General features: G+C 34.4%; 22 protein-coding genes and 1 pseudogene. 17 read left to right on the top strand and 6 right to left on the bottom strand.

Annotated features, from left to right (window positions below):
- The first annotated feature begins 134 nt into the window (after positions 1 to 134).
- Entirely contained in the window at positions 135 to 1,811 is a 1,677-nt protein-coding gene (ilvD, locus tag BM012_RS23695; protein ID WP_019392552.1) for a dihydroxy-acid dehydratase, read from the top strand.
- A 139-nt stretch (positions 1,812 to 1,950) separates the two neighbouring features.
- Here ilvD and poxB read toward each other — a convergent pair whose 3' ends face one another.
- Both poxB and BM012_RS23685 read right to left on the bottom strand, forming a co-directional pair.
- Positions 1,951 to 3,675, bottom strand: coding sequence for a ubiquinone-dependent pyruvate dehydrogenase (poxB, locus tag BM012_RS23690; RefSeq protein ID WP_061803094.1), 1,725 nt, complete (start codon positions 3,673 to 3,675; stop codon positions 1,951 to 1,953).
- A 414-nt stretch (positions 3,676 to 4,089) separates the two neighbouring features.
- Positions 4,090 to 4,305: a helix-turn-helix transcriptional regulator gene (locus tag BM012_RS23685; protein ID WP_061803093.1), complete on the bottom strand. Its 216-nt coding sequence runs from the start codon at positions 4,303 to 4,305 to the stop codon at positions 4,090 to 4,092.
- A gap of 163 nt (positions 4,306 to 4,468) precedes the next feature.
- Between BM012_RS23685 and BM012_RS26610 the strand changes: the two genes are divergently transcribed.
- The 5 genes from BM012_RS26610 to BM012_RS23665 all read left to right on the top strand — a co-directional run bounded on the left by BM012_RS26610 (position 4,469) and on the right by BM012_RS23665 (position 8,411).
- The gene (locus tag BM012_RS26610; protein ID WP_167360162.1) at positions 4,469 to 4,645 is read left to right on the top strand and encodes a hypothetical protein; all 177 of its coding nucleotides are present in this window, start codon (positions 4,469 to 4,471) and stop codon (positions 4,643 to 4,645) included.
- A 121-nt stretch (positions 4,646 to 4,766) separates the two neighbouring features.
- Positions 4,767 to 5,933 carry an FtsK/SpoIIIE domain-containing protein gene (locus BM012_RS23680; protein ID WP_061803092.1) on the top strand — a complete coding sequence of 389 codons (1,167 nt, stop codon included), beginning with the start codon at positions 4,767 to 4,769 and terminating at the stop codon, positions 5,931 to 5,933.
- Entirely contained in the window at positions 5,917 to 6,489 is a 573-nt protein-coding gene (locus BM012_RS23675) for a replication-relaxation family protein (RefSeq protein WP_061803091.1), read from the top strand. The genes BM012_RS23680 and BM012_RS23675 overlap by 17 nt, the downstream gene beginning before the upstream one ends.
- A gap of 462 nt (positions 6,490 to 6,951) precedes the next feature.
- The gene (locus tag BM012_RS23670) at positions 6,952 to 7,956 is read left to right on the top strand and encodes an HTH domain-containing protein (protein WP_061803090.1); all 1,005 of its coding nucleotides are present in this window, start codon (positions 6,952 to 6,954) and stop codon (positions 7,954 to 7,956) included.
- A gap of 56 nt (positions 7,957 to 8,012) precedes the next feature.
- A complete protein-coding gene (locus BM012_RS23665; RefSeq protein ID WP_139210447.1) occupies positions 8,013 to 8,411 on the top strand; it encodes a DUF5412 domain-containing protein in 399 nt (132 codons plus the stop codon).
- Positions 8,412 to 8,669: 258 nt separating this feature from the next.
- On the opposite strand, the gene BM012_RS23660 is transcribed toward BM012_RS23665, so the two are convergent.
- Positions 8,670 to 9,224: a MerR family transcriptional regulator gene (locus tag BM012_RS23660; protein ID WP_061803089.1), complete on the bottom strand. Its 555-nt coding sequence runs from the start codon at positions 9,222 to 9,224 to the stop codon at positions 8,670 to 8,672.
- Positions 9,225 to 11,500: 2,276 nt separating this feature from the next.
- Between BM012_RS23660 and BM012_RS23655 the strand changes: the two genes are divergently transcribed.
- The 6 genes from BM012_RS23655 (at position 11,501) to BM012_RS23630 (ending at position 16,812) form a co-directional block, all read left to right on the top strand.
- Positions 11,501 to 12,685, top strand: coding sequence for a ParM/StbA family protein (locus BM012_RS23655; RefSeq protein ID WP_061803088.1), 1,185 nt, complete (start codon positions 11,501 to 11,503; stop codon positions 12,683 to 12,685).
- A gap of 4 nt (positions 12,686 to 12,689) precedes the next feature.
- Positions 12,690 to 13,094 carry a hypothetical protein gene (locus BM012_RS23650; protein ID WP_061803087.1) on the top strand — a complete coding sequence of 135 codons (405 nt, stop codon included), beginning with the start codon at positions 12,690 to 12,692 and terminating at the stop codon, positions 13,092 to 13,094.
- Positions 13,095 to 14,244: 1,150 nt separating this feature from the next.
- Positions 14,245 to 14,907 (top strand): ParB N-terminal domain-containing protein, encoded by a 663-nt coding sequence (locus tag BM012_RS23645; protein WP_061803086.1) that lies wholly within the window; start codon positions 14,245 to 14,247, stop codon positions 14,905 to 14,907.
- A gap of 359 nt (positions 14,908 to 15,266) precedes the next feature.
- On the top strand, positions 15,267 to 15,425 hold the full coding sequence (locus BM012_RS23640) for a DUF1540 domain-containing protein (RefSeq protein WP_064504955.1): 159 nt from the start codon (positions 15,267 to 15,269) through the stop codon (positions 15,423 to 15,425).
- Positions 15,426 to 15,497: 72 nt separating this feature from the next.
- Positions 15,498 to 15,653 (top strand): DUF1540 domain-containing protein, encoded by a 156-nt coding sequence (locus BM012_RS23635; RefSeq protein WP_064504954.1) that lies wholly within the window; start codon positions 15,498 to 15,500, stop codon positions 15,651 to 15,653.
- A 310-nt stretch (positions 15,654 to 15,963) separates the two neighbouring features.
- Positions 15,964 to 16,812, top strand: a complete 849-nt coding sequence (locus BM012_RS23630) for an isocitrate lyase/PEP mutase family protein (RefSeq protein WP_061803085.1) — start codon at positions 15,964 to 15,966, stop codon at positions 16,810 to 16,812.
- A gap of 67 nt (positions 16,813 to 16,879) precedes the next feature.
- Here BM012_RS23630 and BM012_RS23625 read toward each other — a convergent pair whose 3' ends face one another.
- Positions 16,880 to 17,350, bottom strand: a complete 471-nt coding sequence (locus BM012_RS23625) for a DinB family protein (protein WP_061803084.1) — start codon at positions 17,348 to 17,350, stop codon at positions 16,880 to 16,882.
- 550 nt (positions 17,351 to 17,900) lie between these two features.
- Between BM012_RS23625 and BM012_RS23620 the strand changes: the two genes are divergently transcribed.
- From BM012_RS23620 to BM012_RS23595, 5 genes and pseudogenes are all read left to right on the top strand, one after another.
- The gene (locus tag BM012_RS23620; RefSeq protein ID WP_206765102.1) at positions 17,901 to 19,010 is read left to right on the top strand and encodes a HesA/MoeB/ThiF family protein; all 1,110 of its coding nucleotides are present in this window, start codon (positions 17,901 to 17,903) and stop codon (positions 19,008 to 19,010) included.
- A gap of 23 nt (positions 19,011 to 19,033) precedes the next feature.
- The gene (locus BM012_RS23615; protein ID WP_061803083.1) at positions 19,034 to 20,266 is read left to right on the top strand and encodes an MFS transporter; all 1,233 of its coding nucleotides are present in this window, start codon (positions 19,034 to 19,036) and stop codon (positions 20,264 to 20,266) included.
- Between the two features lie 399 nt (positions 20,267 to 20,665).
- Positions 20,666 to 21,396: pseudogene (locus BM012_RS27320) on the top strand (Rpn family recombination-promoting nuclease/putative transposase).
- Between the two features lie 349 nt (positions 21,397 to 21,745).
- Positions 21,746 to 22,204, top strand: a complete 459-nt coding sequence (locus BM012_RS23600; protein WP_235606120.1) for a DUF2975 domain-containing protein — start codon at positions 21,746 to 21,748, stop codon at positions 22,202 to 22,204.
- A 10-nt stretch (positions 22,205 to 22,214) separates the two neighbouring features.
- Entirely contained in the window at positions 22,215 to 22,454 is a 240-nt protein-coding gene (locus BM012_RS23595; RefSeq protein WP_061803082.1) for a helix-turn-helix domain-containing protein, read from the top strand.
- Between the two features lie 65 nt (positions 22,455 to 22,519).
- Here BM012_RS23595 and BM012_RS23590 read toward each other — a convergent pair whose 3' ends face one another.
- Complete coding sequence (locus BM012_RS23590) at positions 22,520 to 22,933, bottom strand: YbaN family protein (RefSeq protein ID WP_225985429.1); 414 nt, start codon at positions 22,931 to 22,933, stop codon at positions 22,520 to 22,522.
- 397 nt (positions 22,934 to 23,330) lie between these two features.
- Positions 23,331 to 24,209, bottom strand: a complete 879-nt coding sequence (locus tag BM012_RS23585) for an aldose 1-epimerase family protein (RefSeq protein ID WP_061803080.1) — start codon at positions 24,207 to 24,209, stop codon at positions 23,331 to 23,333.
- Positions 24,210 to 24,260 lie beyond the last annotated feature (51 nt).

Raw genomic sequence — 24,260 nt, 5'->3', positions numbered from 1 at the left:
ATATCTATTTAAACGCAAATTATAAATTACATAACAGTATCATTAAGGATACAATTATATTAAGAATAGTGTTACAATATTGAAAAGTTTAAATTTATAATCATCATAGTGAGACTTAGATGGAGGGATTTATTTTGGCAGAACTACGCAGTAATATGATTAAAAAAGGATTTGACCGAGCACCGCATAGAAGCTTGCTTCGCGCTGCTGGCGTAAAAGAAGAGGATTTTAACAAACCGTTCATTGCTGTTGTCAATTCATATATTGATATTGTTCCTGGACATGTACATTTACAAGAGTTTGGGAAAATTGTTAAAGAAGCAATTCGTGAAGCTGGTGGTGTTCCCTTTGAAATGAACACAATCGGTGTAGATGATGGTATTGCAATGGGACATATTGGGATGCGCTACTCACTACCAAGTCGTGAAATTATCGCGGATTCCGTAGAAACGGTTGTATCAGCACACTGGTTTGATGGCATGGTCTGTATTCCAAACTGTGACAAAATCACACCGGGTATGATGATGGCTGCTATGCGCTTAAATATTCCGACGGTTTTTGTTAGTGGTGGTCCAATGGCAGCCGGTCGTACAAGTGATGGCCGGAAAATTTCCCTTTCTTCCGTATTTGAAGGAGTGGGTGCTTATCAGTCAGGGAACCTTGATGAAAAAGGTCTTCTAGAGCTTGAGCAGTTTGGCTGCCCAACATGTGGCTCTTGTTCTGGAATGTTCACTGCTAACTCTATGAACTGCTTGGCAGAGGCACTTGGACTAGCTTTACCAGGAAACGGAACGATTTTAGCAGTAGCACCAGAGCGTAAAGAATTTGTTAAACGCTCAGCTACTCAGTTAATGAATTTAATTGATTTAGATTTAAAGCCGCGTGATATTGTGACAGAGAAAGCAATTGATAACGCATTTGCCCTTGATATGGCACTTGGTGGATCAACGAATACGGTTTTACATACGCTTGCCCTTGCAAACGAAGCAGGTATAGATTATCCGCTTGAACGAATCAATGAAGTAGCAGCGCGTGTGCCGCATCTTTCAAAACTTGCGCCAGCATCAGACGTTCATATTGAAGATTTGCATGAAGCAGGTGGAGTATCTGCTGCATTAAATGAATTATCCAAAAAAGAAGGTACACTTCACCTTGACGTTATGACAGTAACAGGAAAAACACTTGGGGAAAACATCGCTGGTTGTGATGTGAAAGATAACAATGTTATTCATTCAATTGATAATCCGTTCTCAGAAAAGGGTGGACTTGCGGTGTTATTTGGTAACCTTGCTCCAGATGGCGCAATTATCAAAACAGGTGGTGTCCAAGGCGGAATTACTTCCCATGAGGGACCAGCGATTGTCTTTGACTCCCAAGATGAAGCTTTAGCAGGTATTGCCGGGGGACAAGTCAAAGAAGGACATGTGGTTATCATTCGTTATGAGGGTCCAAAAGGCGGACCGGGTATGCCGGAAATGTTAGCACCTACTTCTCAAATTATGGGTATGGGCTTAGGAGCAAAAGTGGCCCTTGTAACAGACGGACGTTTTTCAGGTGCTTCCCGTGGTCTATCTATCGGCCACGCTTCACCAGAAGCAGCAGAAGGCGGACCACTTGCATTTGTTCAAAACGGTGACCATATTGTCATTGACATTGAAAAGCGTACAATGGATGTTCAAGTTCCTGAGGAAGAATGGGAGCAACGAAAAGCAAACTGGAAAGGCTTTGAACCAAAAGTTAAAACAGGCTATTTAGCTCGTTACTCTAAGCTTGTTACATCTGCTAGCACTGGTGGTATTATGAAAATCTAAATTAATCCATTAAGAGACCCGTTAAAAACTCTAGTAAAATTAGAGACTTTTTAACGGGTCTTTTTTATTTAAAGCTTTGTTAATCGTTCAACTAGCGTTAGAGATGAACCAATGCCCTTCTTCTTGGAATAGGAAACATCTACCGGAATAAATTAGTTTTGGCAAGTTCCACCAGCTTATTGCCGTTGCCATTAAGAACTGCTTTAAGCATCCACAGTGTAAATCCATTAGCTTGCTCAAATTTAATTTTAGGAGGAAGGGCCAACTCCTGACGGTTTACAAGAACATCTAATAGAACTGGTCCCTTATGTTGAAATGCTTGTCTTATGGAATCTTCAAGATCAGCTGGATCCTCTACACGGATTCCTTCAATTCCCATAGCTTGTGCTACAGATGCTAAATTAGGGTTTTCTAACCCAGTTCCAGTCTCCAAATAACCAGCAGCTTTCATTTCAAGTTCAACAAAACTTAAAGAGCTATTATTAAATACAATAATCTTAACCGGTAATTTGTGTTGACGCAGTGTCAACAAGTCTCCCATTAACATGGAGAGACCACCATCACCTGATAGAGCAATCACTTGTCTTTCTAGACTTGCACATTGTGCTCCAATAGCTTGCGGCATCGCATTTGCCATTGTTCCATGGTTGAATGAACCCAGTAGCCTCCTTTTCCCATTCATTTCAAGGTAACGGGCAGCCCATAGAGTCGGCGTTCCAACATCACATGTAAATACAGCATCCTCATCAGCAAGGTCACTTACAATTTTTGTGAGGTATTGAGGGTGGATTGGTGTGTGTCCTGGTTTTCCAATTGCCAGTTTATCAAGGTCCTTACGAACGTCTTGATAATGTGATACGAATTTATCTAGATGATGGGAGTCATGCTGCTCAGTTAGATAAGGAAGTAATGCTTCAACTGTATACTTAACATCACCACAAAGACCTAAGGTTAAAGCAGCTCGGCGTCCAAGATGCTCGGGCCGAATATCTACCTGAAGAATAGCAGCTTTCTTAGGGAAAAATTGTCTGTACGGAAAGTCAGTACCAAGCATTAGCAATACATCGCAGTCCATCATAGCATGAAATCCTGATGAATAACCGATGAGACCAGTCAATCCAACGGAGTAAGGATTATCGTACTCAAGGTATTCTTTCCCCCTAAGGGCAATAACCATAGGAGACTTTAGTTTATCACACAGCTGCATCAACTGTTCATGTGCACCTTCACAACCAGCTCCACATAACAGTGTAATTTTCTTTCCATTATTAAGGTATTCAGCAAGCTTCTTTAGTTCAGTATCAGATGGTCGAATGACTGGTTGGGTCACATGAATCACCTGTTCTGGAACAGATTCTTCATCGGGTAATGCCGCAACGTCACCAGGGAGAACGAGAACTGAAACCCCTTGTTTAGAAATAGCATGCTGCAATGCAATTGTTACTAAACGAGGCATCTGTTCCGGTCTTGTTATAATTTCACTGAAATGACTACATTCCTTAAAAAGCTGCTCTGGATGTGTCTGTTGAAAATATTCACTTCCAATTTCGTTACTTGGGATATGTGCAGCAATAGCTAGAACAGGAATCCGGCTGCGATGACAATCGTATAATCCGTTGATCAGATGAAGGTTCCCAGGACCACTACTTCCTGCACAAACGGCAATGCTTTCACCGAGCAGAGAATCAGAACCAGCAGCAAAGGCTGCCACCTCTTCATGACGAACGCCAATCCATTCAATTTTTTCAGAACGCCTTATAGAATCCAAAACAGCATTTAGTGAATCCCCTACGATACCGTAAATTCTTTTAACCCCAGCTTGTAATAATGATTCAATCAATAAGTCTGCAATGGTTTGCTTCATCTTTTCCTCCTGTATTTTGCTAGAAATGTTATTTACAATCTATCCATCACTCTTTTCTTTTTAGTATGACCTAGATCATTAGAAAAATTCTCGATTGCTTTTAGAGGTAAAATGAAAAATTGATATCTTTTCCACATTATTCTTCCTTTTTCTAATTATCTTCTTTGAGCAATTAATTTTGCTGGAGTATTTCTCACATCTTCCACAAACGTCTTTGCCGTACTTTTAGTTCTCTTTAAGGTAGGATGTTAGCATATAAGCTAAGTGTTATTACTCTATATAAATAGGTTTCTTAAAAAATAGTCATGCCCATAGCAAAGACCGCCCAATATCCATTAGTGTATAAAGCGGTCTTAAGTATATTTATGACATATAACTATTCGCTTTTTCACGACAATATTCCAGTTTGTCATGTTAAATATCAAAAAAGTCATCCACTTTAGCATTACGATCCACTTTTCTAAGTGCTTTCATAAGTTTCTTTAGTGTAGGAGTTGTAGGAGTTCTTCTTCCTTTGCAGATATCACTAATGGTATTACGAGCTAGATTGGTCTCCTTCACTAACCATTCCTGCTTAATCCCTCTGTTATCAAGCCATTTCCCTAACTTTCCTCTCTGTTTGCTACTCATTTCGTTCACTCCATTTTATTCTTGGTTATCAAGCATTATGTACGTTTTTTTCCACTCTTATACATGGAATTCGCAACTCTAGTGGAAGAAATTATAGGGACAAGATAAGTTGAACAAGCCATGCAACATACAATCAACTATACCTACTTAGGAGGAGATCCATATGGTTACAGTCTTGGGAACAAGCATGGTGTTATTTACGGTGATTTACGCAGAGAAAAAAGGATGGGTCGACAAAGAAAAAGTAAGAGTGGTCATGCAGGTTGGAATGAACGCTGGTATCTTGGGGAGCTTGCTTTATTTTTTGTATACCTTGTCTTCTTTCCTTCCTTTCTTATGACCAGGATTCTGACTAGGCTAGAAGGAAAAAAGGAATAGGCTAATCACGATAAGGACGGGATTTGGAAGCTTCCTTTTCCAAGGAACTATCTCTAGAAGATAAGAAAGAAGGAGTGAGAACGATGTGGGAGCTTATTACGATTCCTCTTTTAACGGGGGCTGCTGCTTTGTGTTTTGGAAAGACTACATTCAGTGAGGAGCATCGGATCGTCCAACAGCTTTTTGAGCAATACCATATCAGCGTAAAAGACGGAAAAGAACATCGGTATCCCAAGCTTGTACGGGAATGCAAAAGTACGAAAAGGATCAAGCTCATTTATCACACACCTTTAGCTTTAGAAGAAAAAACCTTACGAACCTTACAACAGGTTTTATCCGTCACCTTAAATCAAGAGGTGAACGTATCGTTCAAGAAATGGCTCATCATTGAGATTTCCAAACATAAAATGCCTTCCTATGTGTCTTATCAAGACGTTCCCTATCGAAAAGGATGGATGGTTCCTTTAGGAAAAAACCATCAGGGATGGCAATTTCATCATTTTGACCATACACCACATACCACCATTTCGGGAACGACTCGCTTTGGAAAAACAGTCATGATGAAAGTTATGATGACGTATCTCATTGAACATCATCCTTGGAATGCTCAATTCATCATTATCGACTTAAAGGGCGGATTAGAGTTTGATCGATATAAGAATCTCCAACAAGTGAAATGGGTTGCCAGTAATCCAAAGGAGGCCTTATACGTCTTAGAACAAGTACAGAAGGATATGAAGGAACGAATGGAGCGTTTTAAGCATCAAGGATGGTCTAATATTGTAGACACTCCCCTCTCTCAACGTCTTTTTATTTTGATTGATGAAGCCGCACAACTCATGCCTGAAAAGTTTATGGAAAAAGAAGAAAAGAAACATTTAGCACACTGTCAATCGATACTCAGTGAAATTGCACGCATAGGCGGCGCCTTAGGTGTTCGATTGGTCTATGGAACACAATATCCTACCTCGAATGTTTTGAATGGCTCTATCAAGCAAAATGCGGATTTAAAGATTAGTTTTCGCTTAGGAAGTGATTATGCGTCTAAGGTGGCTATTGATGCTTATGGAGCTGAAACGTTACCTTCGGACATTAAAGGGCGTGCCTTGATTAAAACGCATGAAGTGAAAGAAGTGCAAGTCCCTTACTTGAATCATGAGGAAATCTGGAAACGGATTGGAGGGTATGAAATTGCAAAACAAACAGTTATGCCAAACGAGACAGGAGAAGATTATGTACACCTTGGATAAGTTGGAATGCATGAGTCGGTCTCAATTGCAATCCCTATTTCAGTTGAAAAGTGTCCGCAATGCCAATCGAGTTCTCTATAATATGAGTCCTTTCTTAAACCACAAACGTCTCCATGAAAATGTCTACTATTTATCGAAGAAAGGACGCCAACACATTGGGTCAGAGAAAAACAAACCTTCATTGACCCAGCTTGAACATAAGGTGAGACGGAATGACATTTACTTGTATTATGGATGTCCAAAAGATTGGAAGATAGAAAGACCAAATGAGTGGAGGATCCAGGGAGAAACACACAAATTAATTTGCGATGCTCGATTTTCCCTTCATGGTATCGTTTGTTTTGTCGAAGTGGATCTCAAACAGAAGATGCTCGAAAACAAGAAGAAAATTAGGTTATATCGTTCCCTCTTTCAAGCTCTAGGAGAACAGCAAGCTTTACTCATCTTCTATACGATTACTCAAGTGAGGAAAGAAAGGATATTAAGCTGGTGCAAAGAGTATAAAGTTAATGCGGAAATTCTCACAATTGAAGACCTTGAAAATTATTTTCTATAAACCTTCTAAAAAACATATTGCTAATCATAGACAAAAAGCAAGTCCAACTAGCCCAGAAAACACGCAGTTTATCTTTTAGAACTATGTTCTAAAAGATAATATTAATTAAAAAAATAATTGCGTTTTAAAGGGATTTGACCAAAATTAGGTCGAATTGACATTGTGTTCATTGGGATAGTTTGCTATAATAACAGCAATTAGACAGTTCGGAACAGAAAAAAGGTTCAAGGCAATCGCAGTGATGTTGGAAGCATCCTGCGACGGCTCACCGTGTCTCACCCACGGTAAACACTTACCTCAAACCTTGTTCACATAATTAAAGTTTCTATCTGCATTTTACAGTAAAACTTTAATTATTGCAAGGGTTTATTGTACTCTCTTTTTTAAAGGGTGTGTTTACCGAATTTTTAAACGGTAAACATGTCCTTTTTCTTTTTCCGCAGGAAAAGAGGAGAGAAAAATATGTTAATCTTTAGTAATGATTTTGCCCGTATGCAAAACTATGAATCTTACATAAAAACAAAAGATCAACAGAAACAAATGAAATACAAATTATTAGAAATTGTAGAGTCTGTCTTTGGGGATGCTTTTGCTCGTTTGAAATTAGAAACACGTAATGCTATCGATATGATTTGCTTTTTAGCAACGGATAAAGGATTTGTGTATGCCAAAGATACCTATTTCGCTGAGAAACACAATGTTTCTACTCGTACAATTCGTCGTGTCATGAAAGCCTTAGAAGAAGCTGGGAAGATTGTAAAGGCTCATCGTTCTTCTTCTAAACATAATGGTCGAGGTGCTGCCGTTTATTTCTTTGTAAATCACCCTTATTTTGCACACTGGCAACAATATTTTGACTTTAATGTCCAAACAGATGTCCAAGCAGAAAATGCTGAAAACCCTTGTGAGAGTAAGAATGAAGAGGCCAAAAATGTTTCTACCTATTATTTACCTAATAATTATATTAAAGATCATTTTATGTATAAAACGATTCCTTTTATCAAAGGAGTTCCAAAATTAATTAATCAAACTTTTAAAGATATTTTTAAAGACTCTTTAAGAGAGCTTTATTTACGCATTCGTTTGGCTTCTAAAAAAGTATGTCAATCTTTATCTATAACTCTTTCAAAGAAGGATATTCATTCCGTAGCTTATGAATCTATTCAAATTCTTTTTACATACATAAAAACGCGTTCTATGAGTTTTGAGGAACAATGTAAATTAGTGTATAGTATCGCTTTAAATAAGTTTAATGATTTAGCACAAACAGAAGATCAAAATAAAAACCTAGATCCTGTAACATTACCACGTAAGATTGTTCGTAAAGAAATGTTACCTGATTGGTTCCAGGAGCAACAAAAGAAAGAAGCTTTAGCAGAAAAAGAATCACAAGCGCAAGACATGTATGAAATGTCATCAGAAGATGAAATAGCACAAATGAAAGCCATTTTAGCGTTCTATACTTAACTAAAGCAATAGGTTATCCCCTCTACTACATACCTGCTTTACCTAAGGAGGATTCTGTGAGTACTGATTTAATAAATAGTAAGAGAAAAGTCTGTAAAAAGAGATTGAAAGTATTTTTCTTTGGTTTCCTATTGTTTATTGGCTTTATAGGATATGGAGTATACTGGGCATTTTTTGATATGGATAGATTGCCCACAGGAGATTATCTCACAGAGGAAAAGTCTCCTGATGGAGTGTATACTTTAAAAGCATATGTAACAAATGGGGGCGCCACAACTTCATTTGCTGTACGTGGTGAATTAGTATTTAACAATAAAGGCAAAAAGACAAAAAATATTTACTGGAATTATCGCGAGGAAACTGCGGATATTAAATGGATAGATAACAACATAGTAGCCATTAATGGACATATACTTAATGTTCCTGATGATAAATTTGATTTTATAAATCAATAATTTACTTTGGGTTGAAGATGAAAAAGTGAGTTATAAGGATGCTTAGCTACCTATTCCCTTTTTTGTCTCATACTAATAAAGCAGCGAAAAGGCATAAAAAATCTTAATTGTTTCTTTAAGAATTCTATGCCTTTTATATAAACTATTAAAGTAAGCAATCATATTATTTAGATATCGAGGAAAGACTAAACTATTATATGTAAGTGCGAAAATAGCCTCCTCATACTTTATAAGTTTCCATAAGGAAAAAGTAAATCCTTATTTAGACTTGAATAATTTTTTAAACCATCCAGTATTCTCTTCTTCTCTTCTCTGTTCTAAAGTCTTCTGGATAGATTCTAACAAAACTTGATCCCGTTTCTCTAAACTATTCTCAATATATGTTTGTTGCTGTTTCATCTGTTCTGATAAGTTCATTAATAATTCCTTCATCTCTGTATTTTCATTTTTTAGTTGAATAAAAGCTTCCATAGTTTGTTTATGACGTTCTATAGAACGCTCTAATTCCTCTTGAAGATTCATGACGGCAGGCGTAATAGAATCTCTTTCTGCTACCATAACTCCTTTTGTAACAGTATTTACAGCATCTTCTAGCGTCACACCTTTTGTTTTGCTAAGAGCTTTGATGCGTTTCATAAGCAAAATATCTCTTTCGAAAAAACCACGCTGATCATGCTCGTTTCTATGAAAATTATACCCGTTTTCCTCCATAAGACGAGCGTACTTACGTACTGTTCCCTCTTTTATATCTAATAATTCGGCTACTTCTCTTGTCCAGTAAGCTTTTTCTTGATCAAGTGTACTGTTTTCCATAGTATATTCCTCCATTTTTATAATGTAATTCAATTATCAAAAATAGTTTATTTTTCTTAGTTTTTTAATGTTTGAAATGTGTTCAATGATTCTATTTATAACGCTGTAGGAAACGTTATAAATAAGTGATGAAGGTTGTAACGTGTAGCGTCACAAGGGATTTTTGTGTTGTTAGAAACCCTTTAATATCAATGTTTATAAGCTCTTGTAGCGTCATAAGAAATATAACGCTACTTAAAAATGATCAAAATGACTATTTTATAGATGCTTTTTGAAAAATACACGTTATATATTTTTACATAACGTGTTTTATGATACAACAATACTTTCTATCAGTTTTAATTATGGACGCTCTAAATAACACCTTTGTCTAAGTTTGGAACTATGCTTACAAAAATAATAGATCAGAGATTATAATTATAAACGTTTTAATTAAATTTGAACATAAATACAATGTATGGATAGATAAAAGATAATTAAATTTATATAAGCCTAAACATACTTTACTTGTTTATGTATAACGCTGTAGGAAACGCTATAAATAAGTGGTTAAGACTAGAACGGGTAGCGTCATAAAAGATTTTGTGTTGTAAAAAAACCTTTAGTATCAACGTGTATAAACTTTTATGGCGTCATGAGAGATATAACGCTACTTAAAATTGATTAAAATAGTTATTTCATATAGGCTTTTTTAAAAAACGCGTTATGTAGTTTTGCATAACGCGTTTTATGGTGCAACAATACTTTTTATCAGTTTTAATTATGGAAGTTTTAAATAAATAACACCTTTGTTTAAGTTTGTAGCTATACTTATAAAAATAATAGATCAGAGATTATTTTTATAAATGTTTTAATTAAACTTGAACATAAACACAATGTATGGATAGATGGAAAATAATTAAATTTATATGAGTTAGTATATACTTCACTTATTTATAACGTTGTAGAAAACGTTATAAATAAGTGGTTAAGGTTATAACGGGTAGCGTCACAAAAGAAAATATATTGTAGAAAACTCTTTAGTATCAACGTGTATAAGCTTTTATAACGTTATGAGAAATATAATGCTATTTAAAATTGATTAAAATAGCTATTTCATAGAGGGTTTTGAAAAATATGGGTTGTATAGTTTTGTATAACGTGTTTTGTGATGTAACAAGACTTTCTATTAATTTTAATTCTGGACGATCTGAATAACACCTTTGTCTAAGTTTGTAGCTATAATTACAAAAATGATATATCAGAGCTCGTTTTTATAAATGTTTTAATTAAACTTGAACATAGATACAATGTATGAATAGAAGAAGATAATTAAATTTATATAAATTAGGATATACTTTACTTACTTGTTTATAACGCTGTAGGAAACGTTATAAACAAGTAAGGCAGACTATAACGGGTGGCGTCACAAAAGATTTTTGTATTATGAGAAACCCTTTAGTATCAATGTTTATAAGCTTTTATGGCGTTACGGGAGATATAACGCCACTTAAAATAGCTATTTCATAGAGGGTTTTGAAAAATATGGGTTGTATAGTTTTGTATAACGTGTTTTGTGATGCAACAAGACTTTCTACCAATTTTAATTCTGGATGATCTAAATAGCACCTTTGTCTAAGTTTGGAACTATATTTATAAAAATAATATATCAAAGGTTATTTTTGTAAATGTTTTAATTAAATTTGAATATAAACACAATGTATGGATAGATAAAAGATAATTAAATTTTATAAGCTAGGATATACTTTACTTGCTTATATATAACGCTGTAGGAAACGTTATAAACAAGTAAGGCAGACTATAACGGGTAGCGTCATAAAAGATTTTGTGTTATGAAAAACCCTTTAGTATCAATGTTTATAAGCTCTTATAGCGTTATGAGAGATATAACGCTACTTAAAATTGATTAAAATAGTTATTTCATATAGGCTTCTGGAAAAATACACGTTATGTAGTTTTGTATAACATATTTTGCATTATTTAGATAATAAGTTAGTATTTTAATTTCTCTTTTAGTTAATTTATATAATTATTATATATTGAAGATTTATTTTTATGTAAAAAGAAGTGTTTGATGTATAGATATAACGCATTTTAATTAAATTTATATAATAAAAACATACTTTATTATATAAAACGTATATAAAATGAGTTTGATTTATTTTATCGTTAGTTTTAGATTTCTTTTTGGTTATCAAATTATATAATTATTATTAACTTATTATATAATTCGTGATAAAATCGATATAGGATAACAAAAAGGAGTGGATTTAATAATGAAAATAATCCTTGCGAATGATATTGGAAACGACAAAATGAAGATTCTTGAACCAGGCATGGAAAAAGTCGTCAAGATTCCAAGTGCTTATAAACGAATTAACCGAAAACCTTCCGTTCATGAAAATGATGTAAAGAAAAATATAGTTAATCTTATCGATCAATTACTTGTACATATTTCAAGCTCATCCATTCGTCGTGATGGCCTATATATGATTGGAGAACGAGCAATTCAAACCACAGAAGGCGTAAGTAACATGGATATCGCCGTTCATGAAAAGCATAGTAGTGATTTACCTTTAATTAATACGTTAGGTTATGCTGCAGCAAGAGCCGTACAGAAACAATATGAAGAAGAAGGAGAACTTCCTCAATCATTAAAAGTCGAAGTCGGCATGAGTAGTGCGATTCCAGCGAGTCAACATAATGTGGAGACAGCGAAACAATTAGAAGAACGTTTCATGGGTACTTCTCATGTGGTTATTGTGTATGTTGGTCAAGAGCAAGTAACGGTAGAGCTAAACTTCTCACAAGTAAAGGTGACGAAAGAAGGGATTCCAGCGTTATACGCTATCTTTGAAGCACCAAATGATATGTTTCAAGAGTTTTGTAAAGAATATGGAATGAAGGGTATTGATGGTTCTTATTTTATGAACTCGAAGATTATGCATATTGATATCGGAAGTGGCACAACCGAGTATATTTATTCTGTAGGCGTGAATCCACAACCAGAACAATGTACAGGCGAAAGACGAGGAGTAGGGCATGCGGTCGAAGAAGCGATTCAATTGATGAAAGAAGAACGTAAAGGCCTTAATATTAATCGTCAGCAATTTGCGAAATACATTGAACGACCAGATGAGTATCCAAAAGATCATGACTTAGCTGTTCATTACTTGCGTGAGGCTCGTATCAATCAAGTGGATTTCATCCTAGAAGATGTAGAACGTAAATATACGACAACACTTTCTAGTGAACCGGAATATCTAGCTTGCTATGGTGGAGGATCTATTGAGTTTAAAGAAGATATGTATAAGTACCTGAAAGAATTGGCGGATTCTGTGGATGCAAAAGTCCTTTGGATCCCAGCACAATATGCGGTAGATATGAACGTGAAAGGATTAGATATTTTAAATCGCAACATGCTATTTACAGAAGAATATGAAGAAACTGTGGTGATGTAAAGGTATGACGAACGAAAAAAAGAGAAAAACACAGTACAACTGGAAGTTTAAAAGCAACGAAACCGATGAGTTTTATGAATGGTTTGAAAATCAAGATAACATTGCACTGTCTTTACGTAAAATTGTGTACCATATGATTGAACTATATGGGACGGAGAGCGTCTTAAATCATCATGTCGATAAAGAAATGAGTCGAGATATGTTCATTTTAGAAGCCCTTAGAGGAAAAGAGGCCTTAGTGGTAAAAGAGAGTATCCTTTCAGGAGGATCTCCAGGTGAAAATTCATTTATGCCTGAGAAGCCGTCTGCCTCTGTACAAGATGAACGTCGTGTAAGTGAAGAACCGAATAAACCAGAAGCTAAAAGTAAAGTTAATTATCAAAAGGTTAACCCGAAATCAATTTTTTGATGACTTTTAAGGAATATAGTACAGCCCTCACATCAGGTGAGGGCTATTTTTTGTAAGGAGATAAGATGAAAAAGTTGAATGAATAAAATGAAGAAGAATTGACTTTTAAGTCTAGAAAAAGTCCATTCAAGGGTAGACTTACGGATTAAAGTCTTATATTAGATACGTGGTAAGGGCGAAACAATTATTTTTAAATTAGGAAGCCTTAGCGCTTGTTTTATATCAAAAACTGATGGAAGAAGAAAGCGTGGATGTTGCGGGAAGGGAAGTGAAAACAGAGGAGGAAGAGCCACAAGATAAACTCGTTCAGACGACCTCTTCCGGTCAAACAAAAATGCCTACAAGTACGGAAAATTCATCCTAGAATAGGCAACTTACAGAGTATTAGTGATCGACATTCAGCCAAAAGAAAATGAAATCCTATGAAAATATCATTATAGTTGAGATGAAAAATTAGAGAGCTTTACGAAAAGAAATAGGGGAGTTAAAAGCCGATAGGGAGGATCAAAGTGATACAGAAAAAGCTGAAACAGAAGCTCAAATTTTGCTAAAAGAAGATAAGAAAATGTTGAATGAAATGCTCAAAAAATTTAAAGAAAAAGAGCAAGATTTTCACTAAAATTGAAAAAAGTCAGGTCGACCGTATATCGACACTAAGGATTTTTGATATCGATATTGTATCAACAGTAGGTCGGCACTTCGGGCTTTTCCTTGATATCACTGTTTTACTAGGCTTTGCCTAGTCTATCACCCTATGTGATAGCAAAAACCCCTTATGCTCTGCTATCTTTTTGAATGTAGAGCACTAAATTTTGAGAGAAGATGAATGAAGTGGGGATTAAAGTAAGAAATATAAATCCAGTTGTGGTGAAAAAGATTGAGAAAATGGCAAGAGAAAAAGGAATACAATGACAAGAATTTTTGAAAATACAGATTGAAACTCTGACTTTTTTTCGTAAACAAACGACTCGAAAACATCATCTAGAAAAGCTCATTGATAAGAACATACAGTGAAAAAAATTAATAATGTAGAAATTTAATAAAAACATGGGATAATCACTTTTTTCTGTTGTTTTTTGGACTTTACCCCTACCCAAGTATACATAAGGGTATATATACTAGAAATATAGAGAGAGAAGGAGGGAGAACGATGGCTCAAAAAATTAGTTTAACTGGCCGTCCGACTAGCTCAATTCAAGACTATGGTAAGTACCTAGCTTTTGATATGGAGGAGAAGGGAAGTCCTAATGCGCCCAAAGGCATTCCTTTTCAGAGTAATGCAATTACATACACCATTGTGCTTAGTCTAAAACAATTTAATAAATTAAATATAAACCAAGAGGAATTTTCGCAACGACGTTTCCTTGTCCAAGGAGAGCCTTGTTTGGATATTCCTTTTGAGCAATGTACAGGCGAGATCGGTGTCATCTGTATGCAGATACAAGAAATTGAGGACAAAGGGAAAGAGAAAAAACAAACAAAACAAATACCCAAAAAGGGTTCAAGGGCTAAAAAACAAGAGGAAAGTAAACCTCTAGAAGAAAGTAAACAAGAGCAAGAGGAAAAGCCTCTTCTTGTTCCAAAGGGGACGAAGGATTGGATGTCTTTAGATGATATTAAGGTCCCAGAAACCTTTCTTCAATTTACCCCAGGAATTGCGAAACAAAAGGCAGTAGAAGAAAGTATTGAGAAGAATGGAACGGTGGATAAACCGATTATGATTAATCCAGAAACACATGAACTCGTCGATAGTTATAGTCGTTATTATGTCGCAAAACAGAAGAAATTAGATCGTGTTCCTGTACATTATTAGAAGAAGTTTTTATATTTATTGAGTGCATAAAACATTTGGTTTTTATGCGCTCTTTTTGTGTTGGAGAATGAAGGAAAGATTACGAGATTTTTTGGGGAACAAGAAGTTAGGAAATGTTCAACTTCTCCTAACGAACATCATGTTAACTAAGTTTCTATATAGGGTACAGTAAAAAAACAGAAAAACTTTCTGTGAGGGTAGAGAGTTTTTCTATTATGTATCTTGAGTAGTTCGCTTAGAAGGCCACAGAGTTTCCATTTATATAAATCAAGTTCTTATATTAAAGAGGTTTTTTGTTAGGTGAGTAGAAATAATTTTTAATAGACAAATTATATGAGATTTGAAGGGGGGTGAATACTATGGAAACTGGTGTATTGTGCGAGGTAAATACCTGTAAGAATTGGAAGAATGGAAACAAATGTACTGCTGATTTCATTTATGTTGTCAATTTTGATGGAAAACAAACATCTGAAGCCGAAGAAACAGGCTGTAAAACTTTTGAACCTTCTACTTCATAAAAAAACGATATAAAAGATCAGTATCAACAACCCATAATTTGTTAATCATAACAAAATAGGAGGTGTGATATTATGGCTCAAGATGTTCTTTGTGAAGTAAACAACTGTAAGTACTGGGGACAGGGGAATAAATGTCAGGCTGAAGCTATTTATGTAGTTAGTCATAAAGGCAAACAAGCATCTAACAGTGGAGAAACGGATTGCAAAACATTTGTACCAGAAGCTTAATCAATAAGGGTAACTATCTTCCATATGGTTGCTCTTATTGATTATTTCATTTTTAAAATTAAATCCTCGGCTTCCTAACTTTCTATATTATCTCCTTTTGAATGATGGAAACAGTCACTATAACTATCCCCTGTGTTAGCTGGTTTTATTTTGAATAAACTGTGCTAAGAGTGATTTTTTATTTTAATGTTATAATAAAATCCAGATTTTTAACTCAATATGTTAAAAATCTAATATTGTTTCATTTCATCTTGTAATTCTTAATATAACAATAGGTACTACATCCAATAACAAGGGAGAGAAATTTTTCATGGATACTCAAAATCGATTTAAAAAGTTTCAGAAGTTTAAAGAACTCCATCAGCAATCTTCTACTTTTGTATTACCCAACGCATGGGACGCTATGAGTGCGAGAACTTATCAGGAGGAAGGTTTTCAAGCAGTCGGTACGACTAGTGCAGGAATTTCAATCTCGTTAGGCTATCCGGATGGAGAAAATCTACCTTTTGAAATGATGTTAAGTGCTCTCAAGATAATTGTTAACTCCGTAAGTTTACCTGTAAGTGCAGATATAGAAGGAGGATATGGCATAATTGGTGAAGAATTAACGGAGAAAATTAAACAGATCATTCTAACAGGGGTAGTAGCAATTAATATTGAGGATGGAACGGGAGATCCTCACCACCCTATAACTGATCTTTCCCTACAGTTAGAGAAAATAGCGATAATTAGGGAAATCTCTCAATCTATGGATATGCCATTATTTATTAATGCCCGAACAGATTTATATTGGCTAAATATTGGTAATCTTAATGAACGATTAAAAACCACTATTAATAGGACAAGAGCTTATCAAGAAGCAGGGGCTGATTGCGTATTTATCCCGGGATTGAGATGTATAGATTCTATTAGAACACTTAGACAGGAGATCTCATGTCCTATTAATTTACTAGCTGAATCAGGTTCTCCATCATTAGAAGAGTTATCTAATATTGGTATTGAGAGAGTAAGCTGTGGTTCTGCTCCCTTTAGGGCAACAGTAACCCTGTTAAAAAAGATTAGTCGACACATTATGAAGGACAGTAACCTTGAATATATGAATAAAGGTACAATATCATACAAAGAATTAGCTAGTAGAATGGAATTTAACCGAAATTAAATATAAGTTATCTAATGGTTATGACATAGGAAAATCTCTATAACTAAGGTTATAGAGATTTTCTTGGTCAATCCCAAATTTTAGGTCTAGGAACACCCATTGTTCTGAGGTAATCTAGTAGTTGACCAGTATGAACAGCTTCATGATAAGCAATACGCATTAACATATCGCCTAATGAACGTATGTATCCCTCATCAGAACGGTCAATCTTAATATTCTCTAAATCTTCACTAGAGAAAAATTGAAGACTATTTATAAATTGTCTATGATAAGGTTCTGCAAAATCTAATTCGTCTTTAATCGAAATAAAAGGACGTTTATCAAAAGGGGAATCAAAGTTTTCAATGCTAGCTCTATTTTTAATAGCTAAACAATAATAATGCTCTGCTTCTAGCACATGACGTACCATTTCTATACATGTCATAGCATCTTCATCAGGCTTCCAATTAAGTTTGTCTTCAGGAATTGAGTTCCACACAATTTCACTTCTTCTTCTCGTTTCTTTGAGATTAAACTCTAGAAAATCAATTGTATTCACTATACTTCTCCCTTTCCTAGATAATATGTTCATAATTAATATTACTAGAAATTTTAAATTAATTACAGGAGTGGATTATTACGAAGACACTCTTTATATAAAAAATGAGTAATTATTTATTTATACTATAATAGCAGAGTGGTTAATTACAAATTTTAACACTTTAGTTTTGTGTTTTTTAAAAAAAGTTATTGTAATTTTCTTCTTATCATAATAAAATGTACTTAATTTCAAATATATGGAGGTGTTACATATGTCAGTTAAAGTTAAAAAAACTAGCAAAAAAGCTGCTGTCCTTTATAGCTTCCTAGGCTAATGTCATTTTTAGTCTAAATTTACAGAATAATTAGAATTTTAACCTTTATGTATCTTCTTAATTCGGAGGTGTTCCATATGTCGGTTAAAGTTAAAAAAACTAGCAAAAAAGCTGCTGTCCTTTACAGCTTCCCAGGCTAATAATTACTTAATACTCAAACTTCAAGAATGGGGAACTATCATCAGATAGTTCCTTATTTATTAAGTTTATAATAGAATGGAGGATACCAATAAGATGATTAAACCTAAGTTTAAAGAAACAATTCCAGTCTTTTTTGTAAACAATGAAATACATATTGGTGAAGAAGACGGAGTAGCAGGTGTCATTGAGGATCCAAATGGCAGTATTCAATATCTTATCTCATTAATTGATGGAGAAAATACTATTGAAACTATTATTGAAAAAGTTATTTTAAAGTACCCTGATATCACGGCTGAGGAAGTACAGGGTGCTATTCAATCATTAAATGAAGAAAAGTATTTAGAAGACAATGCTATCACTCCAACTCTAATGGGTGAATATGAAAAAGAGCGATATAAAGCAAATCTTAATTTCTTCTCATTGTTTACATCTCTAGAAGACAGCAAATTTGATATTCAAGAAAAGGTTATGAATACTAAAATTGCTTTACTAGGTGTAGGTGGATTAGGAAGCCAAATTCTTTATCACTTAGCAGCATTAGGGTTCCATAATATAACGGCCCTAGATTTTGATACTTTGGAATTAAGTAATTTTAATCGTCAGTTATTATATTCTGAAGAAAACATCGACGAATTGAAAATTGAGATGGCAAAGAAAAGAATATCTAAATTTAATCCTAATGTGAAATTAGATATTGTAAACAAGCGTATAGAGTGTGCTGAGGATGTTATGAATCATATTCAAGATAGCGAATATGTTATTTGTGTAGCTGACAAACCTACTCTATATATTCAGGATTGGGTAAATGAGGCTGTAGTTAAGTTAGGCAAACCTTTAGTTTCTGGGGGAGTACTAAATACTAGAGGGAGATTTTATTCAATTATTCCAGGGAAAACAGGTTGTGTAGAATGTCATAAACACACAGTTATAGCTAGTGACGAGAAAGTTAATGATCAGCTTAATAATATGAATCAAGTAAACTTCCAAAGAAATAATGCAGCTATTAGTCCTAATGTAGCTATGTTAGCTGGTGCTATGGTCAATGAATTTTTAGGACTTGTCACAGGAATTAAACATCCTACTTCTCTAGGAAAGATGATGGAACTGAATTTCCTCACTTATCAAACCTATTCTATTTCTGAATGGGAAAAACAAGAAGAGTGTTCAGTTTGCAACTCAACATCAGTAACAGCCACTTCGTAATCTGGTGTGAGAAGGGAGTACGTATGAAATCTTATCAAGTGTTAAAGAATAGAAATTTCTTATGGTTATTTTTAAGTGCCACAACTAGTAAGTTGGGCACTTCCGTTTTTCAAGTAGCTTTGCCCTTATTAGTTTATGAATTAACTAGATCTCCTAGTTTAATGGCCTTAACATTTGTTCTCGAAATAACCCCTCAAGTTCTCTTTAGTTTGATGGGGGGAGCTTTTGCTGATCGAATAAGTAAGAGAAACATTTTACTTCTAGGGGAGATTATATCTAGTGTTTTAATAGTAATCATACCACTTGCATCACTGGCAAATTCTTTAGAAGTATGGATAGTTTATGTTGTAGCTTTTTGTTTATCATCAGTTAGTGCCTTTTATCATCCAAGTTTTGAATCTGTAGTACCAGAGATTTTAAAAGGGGAAAACTTAATTCAAGGTAATTCACTATTTAAACTATCCGAAACTATCACCACGTTTATAGGCCCTTCTATAGCTGGTGTCTTAATAGCTGTAATTGGAATACATAATTTATTATATTTAAATTTTGTTACCTATCTTCTTTCCGCCATATTTATCGGCTTTATAAATGAGAAGTATAAAAGTAGTTCTTCAAATTCTTCGATCATTTCTTCTATTAAAGAAGGAATTAACTATGTCCTTAAAACGAAGAAGATATTAATAGGTACCATTTTTATTTTTATGGTCAACCTTGGCTATGGTGCAATGGAGTCTTTATTCATGTTTTATTTAAAGGATTCTTTAAAATTATCATCGCAATATGTTGGGTTAATATTCTCATTACAGACACTAGGCTCATTTTTAGCAATTTATCTAGCTAATAAATTAAATAAGATGCCTAGAGGCAATATTATTATTATAGCAGGGCTGATAATAGGAATAGGACAGGTAGCTTTAACTATGTCTCAAGGAATCGTAATTCTCCTTATTACGTGCCGAATAGTTATAATTGGTTCCGTAACCATTTTATCTATTAATTGGTTTACTTTGCGACAAGAGGTAGTCCCACCATCTCTACTTGGGCGCGTTATTAGTTCTACTCGCATGTTGGCTTTCTTAGCCCTTCCTTTCGGAGGAATGGTATCAGGTATAATTGCTGAATACATGGATGTAGCTTTGATATTTACTTTCGCTGGGGTCCTTACCTTTATTTTATCGCTAATAGGACTTAAAACGGCATTATTTCAACGGCAACAACATGTCCCTCGAGAGGTAACTAGTAAAACAGATTGACTATAATATTTAATGCAGAATTTTCACTTATTGATACTTAGTCCAACTTGTTATATTATTAATTAGTATCAATTCTTGAAGTTTGAATATTAAGTAAGCAAACAGCCAGTCATGTCATCTATAACATGATTGGCTGTTTGTCTTTTTGGTGAAGCAAAAAAGGGAAATGTGTATAGAGGAATTTTCATAGTCATGTAGTTGTTGTCATGAAGTCAGAAATATTAAAGGATGTTTATAAGCAATTATATTGGTCTCGACATTTCTCAATAACCACCATTTTTGAAATCTATATATCTTAAATGCCTGTTTGTGGAATAAACCATCCGTAAAAGTATACTTAAGAGGAAAAAGTAAAACTCATGTTATACTAAAAGAAAAGAAGAAATCACGGAGGATATAATGACAAAGCGATTAGATTTACGTGTCGATTTTGCCTTTAAACCTCTTTTTGGGACTCATGGAAATGAATCCATTTTGGCTGCTTTTTTAAATGCAGCTCTACGTTTACAAGAAGAAAAGAAAATTACGACCGTTCACTTATTAGATCCACATTTTAATAAAGAAAACCAGGAAGATAAACGATCCATTCTTGATGTTCATGCTCAACTAGAAGATGGAACTCGTATAAACATTGAAATTCAGCTTAATAATAAACATGATATGGAAAAAAGAACGCTTTACTATTGGTCCAAGATGTATAGCAGTCAGATGAAGGAATGGACTATGGTGAGCTGTGCCAAACCATTACCATTAACATTGTAAACTTCCGTTATTTGTCTCATATCAATCATTATCATTCAATCTTTCAGTTATATGAGCGTGAAGAAAGATTGTTACTAACGGACATGTTAGAAATTCATTTTATGGAACTTCCCAAACTTTTGATTAAGTGACGTAGAAAAGAAGTCGATCCACGAGAAGATCAATTAGTAAGATGGTTATTATTACTTGAAGCATCGGAGGATGAAGAAATCACTCAAGTACTGGAGGAGATTGCGATGCAAGAAGATCAAGTATTAAAGAAAGCAATAGATGAATGGGAACGTGTTAGTCAAGATCCGGAAGTTTTACTAGCTTATGAAGCAAGAAGAAAGGCTTTATTGGATGAAAAATCTGCACTGAAACGATAAGTGACCTTACAGGTCTCACCCAAGAGGAAATTAATAATTTCCGTCATCAATAAGTTTAAATACAAAAAGGCAGCGTCTTGAAGACGCTGCCTTTTTGTATAGAGCCACTTAGAGAGGAAGGCTTATTGAGCTAACCAAGGAGGTTAGTTGAACAAATTATAGAGCATTTCTTTTTAAGGAGAGATGCTTTTTATCTTTATGAAAAATTAATATAAATAATCATTAACAATAAAAATTAAATAATAAGCAATAACTATTTATTGTGAAGCAGTAAAAAATGTTAGAATCACACTAGAAATAAAATGAATGAGGAGTTTTTATGAAATAAAGTTCAACCCTCTTTTTAAAGATAGCTGTTTTTATTATCGGAATTCCAGTTCTTGCTTTGTGTATATTTTGGTTGCCTTGGATAGCCACTAAAGATGCAGCAGCACATCCAGAGACTGCCTACTTGCAGTATCCCTTTTTTATAGGTGCGTATATAATGGTAACACCGTTTTTTATTGCCTTGTATCAGTCCTTAAAACTTTTAAGCTATATTGATCAGAATAAAGTCTTCTCAGAATTATCTGTTAGAGCTTTGAAGTATATAAAATACTGTGCAATCACTATCAGTACCTTAATTGTAGTAGGGATAATCTCCGGATTTATATTGATTGCAGGTAAAGGTGAAGACATAACAGGTTTTATAAGCTTGGGATTAATGCTCACTTTTGCTTCAATGGTGATTGCCGTCTTTGCTGCTGTTCTTCAAAGGCTTTTACAAAGAGTTATCGATATAAAATCCGAGAATGACTTAATAGTCTGAGGTGGCTAACATGGCAATTATAATAAATATAGATGTGATGTTGGCGAAAAGGAAAATGAGCGTAACAGAACTTTCGGAGAGGATTGGGATCACGATGGCTAATCTTTCTATATTGAAAAATGGAAAGGCAAAAGCAGTTCGATTATCCACTTTAGAGGTGGTTTGTAAGGCTTTAGAATGTCAGCCTGGTGATATTTTAGAATACAAAAGTGATGAAGGACACCCAAGAATAAAAATCGTTATGATTTAAATTTCAGAAACTAGATTATTTTATTAAAATAAAAAGGAGAGCATTATAAAACTCTCCTGTACTTCTTACACAAACTCCTTTACAATTTCATCTTGTTTTAATTTAATAGTCTTGATTTTCTTGATAAAATAGTAATGTTTGTAGAGGGCAAGTACCACTAGAAGAATTTGAATCGGTAGGATGTCCACATAAAATACGGAAAATATGATAAAAGCATCGGCAATTAAGTTAATACGAATTTTCTCTTTACGTGTCATACCTGTTTTCTTATAAAATCTTTCAACATATTTTTTATAGAATGAGGTTCCTTGAAACCAATTTTCAATTCGTTTGGAACTTTTAGCAAAACAAAAAGAAGCGAATAGCAAGAATGGCCCACCTGGTAGAACAGGAAGAATAATCCCTGCAATCCCGATTCCTAAGGCTATGAAGCCGAGAAGAAAAAATAGGATACTTTTTATATTTTTGATGATAATCACCTTACTTTTTATTAATCTATAGGTCTCGCCGATAAAAATACACTTAATTTCATATTAGTATCGACACAGGTTCTAATGCAAGTATTATAGTTGAGAAATAGAGAAGTTTAGTTTTATTTAAATGACTAATTTACGAAGCAGTTCCAAACAGTTATTAATATATAAGTAGCGACTAAATTAACCAAAAAGCCATGTTCAGAAAGTGGTGATTTTCGGAACATAGCCTTTTGGGCAAGTATTTGGTTTTGGCATAAAAACTTCAACATATCTATAAGTAATCTCAAAAGGACATGCATGACTAGTATGAAAGAAGAAAACTTACTCAAATGGAAACATTATCAACCTAAGATTATTTTATTAACTGTTATCATAACTTGATGGCTGTGTGACAGTAAGCCTATTTAAACTTCATCTCATACTCAGCCTGAAATGTTTTTCCAACCTCAAGCCTATTTACTCCAAATTTATCCTTCATGTTTCCCGATGTATCATGTGTGTCGGCAATGCCGTACCAAGGCTCAATGCAAACAAATGGAGCCATAGTACCATCTGTCTCGTTATATTTTGACCATATCCCCACAAATGGGAAACCATTAAATGCTACTTCTACTCCATGACTCGATTTATTAGATGACAGTATGATGCTATCAATATTACTATAAATAACAGCGTCATTTTTAAATAGAGAAGCAGTAAGCGAAATTGGTGCAATATCATTAGCAGTTCCCTTCTCATGGATAAGAGACTCTTTTAACTCATAATTAAGTACAGTCTTATTTGTAGCAGGAGTGAGCTCTAATCTGTAGTCCTCAATCGTTTCATTCTCCAACAATGGAATTCTAAACGCAGGATGTGCACCAATAGAAAAATACATCTCTTCCTTACTATCATTTTCTATTTTCCAGCGAACAATAAGGGAATCCTTGTTAAGTATATAATAAATAGTGGCTTTGAATTCGTAAGGATAAACATCTAGGAAACGTCCAGCAGGCTCAAATACAAAAGAAACCTGTTCTGTTGTATGATCATCTATATTGAATTCAACGTCACGCAGGAAGCCATGCTGTGACATCTCGTAAGTCTGACCATCGATTTGATACTGATCTCCCTTTAAACGTCCTACTATTGGAAATAAGACTGGAGAGACGCGTCCCCAGTAGGCACTGTCCCCTGTCCACATATAGTCTAACTCATTTTTCTTATGTTCAACTTTACGTACTTCGGCCCCTTTACTTTCTATACCTACCTTCAACCAATCATTTTCAATTACAATCATCGTCTTATACCCCTCATCTCTCTAGTCTGGAATGTCTTATTCTCATTACAC

The organism is Priestia endophytica DSM 13796 (assembly GCF_900115845.1).
Lineage (GTDB): Bacteria > Bacillota > Bacilli > Bacillales > Bacillaceae_H > Bacillus_I > Bacillus_I endophytica.
Note: the sequence above shows the minus strand (reverse complement) of the source record. Positions and strands in the feature narration are given on the sequence as shown.

Excerpts from the sequence above, each read along its gene's own strand:
- poxB (WP_061803094.1), bottom strand. The coding sequence starts at position 3,675 with ATGAAGCAAACCATTGCAGACTTATTGATTGAATCATTATTACAAGCT.
- BM012_RS23685 (WP_061803093.1), bottom strand. The coding sequence starts at position 4,305 with ATGAGTAGCAAACAGAGAGGAAAGTTAGGGAAATGGCTTGATAACAGA.
- BM012_RS26610 (WP_167360162.1), top strand. The coding sequence starts at position 4,469 with ATGGTTACAGTCTTGGGAACAAGCATGGTGTTATTTACGGTGATTTAC.
- BM012_RS23680 (WP_061803092.1), top strand. The coding sequence starts at position 4,767 with ATGTGGGAGCTTATTACGATTCCTCTTTTAACGGGGGCTGCTGCTTTG.
- BM012_RS23675 (WP_061803091.1), top strand. The coding sequence starts at position 5,917 with ATGTACACCTTGGATAAGTTGGAATGCATGAGTCGGTCTCAATTGCAA.
- BM012_RS23670 (WP_061803090.1), top strand. The coding sequence starts at position 6,952 with ATGTTAATCTTTAGTAATGATTTTGCCCGTATGCAAAACTATGAATCT.
- BM012_RS23660 (WP_061803089.1), bottom strand. The coding sequence starts at position 9,224 with ATGGAAAACAGTACACTTGATCAAGAAAAAGCTTACTGGACAAGAGAA.
- BM012_RS23655 (WP_061803088.1), top strand. The coding sequence starts at position 11,501 with ATGAAAATAATCCTTGCGAATGATATTGGAAACGACAAAATGAAGATT.
- BM012_RS23650 (WP_061803087.1), top strand. The coding sequence starts at position 12,690 with ATGACGAACGAAAAAAAGAGAAAAACACAGTACAACTGGAAGTTTAAA.
- BM012_RS23645 (WP_061803086.1), top strand. The coding sequence starts at position 14,245 with ATGGCTCAAAAAATTAGTTTAACTGGCCGTCCGACTAGCTCAATTCAA.
- BM012_RS23640 (WP_064504955.1), top strand. The coding sequence starts at position 15,267 with ATGGAAACTGGTGTATTGTGCGAGGTAAATACCTGTAAGAATTGGAAG.
- BM012_RS23635 (WP_064504954.1), top strand. The coding sequence starts at position 15,498 with ATGGCTCAAGATGTTCTTTGTGAAGTAAACAACTGTAAGTACTGGGGA.
- BM012_RS23630 (WP_061803085.1), top strand. The coding sequence starts at position 15,964 with ATGGATACTCAAAATCGATTTAAAAAGTTTCAGAAGTTTAAAGAACTC.
- BM012_RS23620 (WP_206765102.1), top strand. The coding sequence starts at position 17,901 with ATGATTAAACCTAAGTTTAAAGAAACAATTCCAGTCTTTTTTGTAAAC.
- BM012_RS23615 (WP_061803083.1), top strand. The coding sequence starts at position 19,034 with ATGAAATCTTATCAAGTGTTAAAGAATAGAAATTTCTTATGGTTATTT.
- BM012_RS23595 (WP_061803082.1), top strand. The coding sequence starts at position 22,215 with ATGGCAATTATAATAAATATAGATGTGATGTTGGCGAAAAGGAAAATG.
- BM012_RS23585 (WP_061803080.1), bottom strand. The coding sequence starts at position 24,209 with ATGATTGTAATTGAAAATGATTGGTTGAAGGTAGGTATAGAAAGTAAA.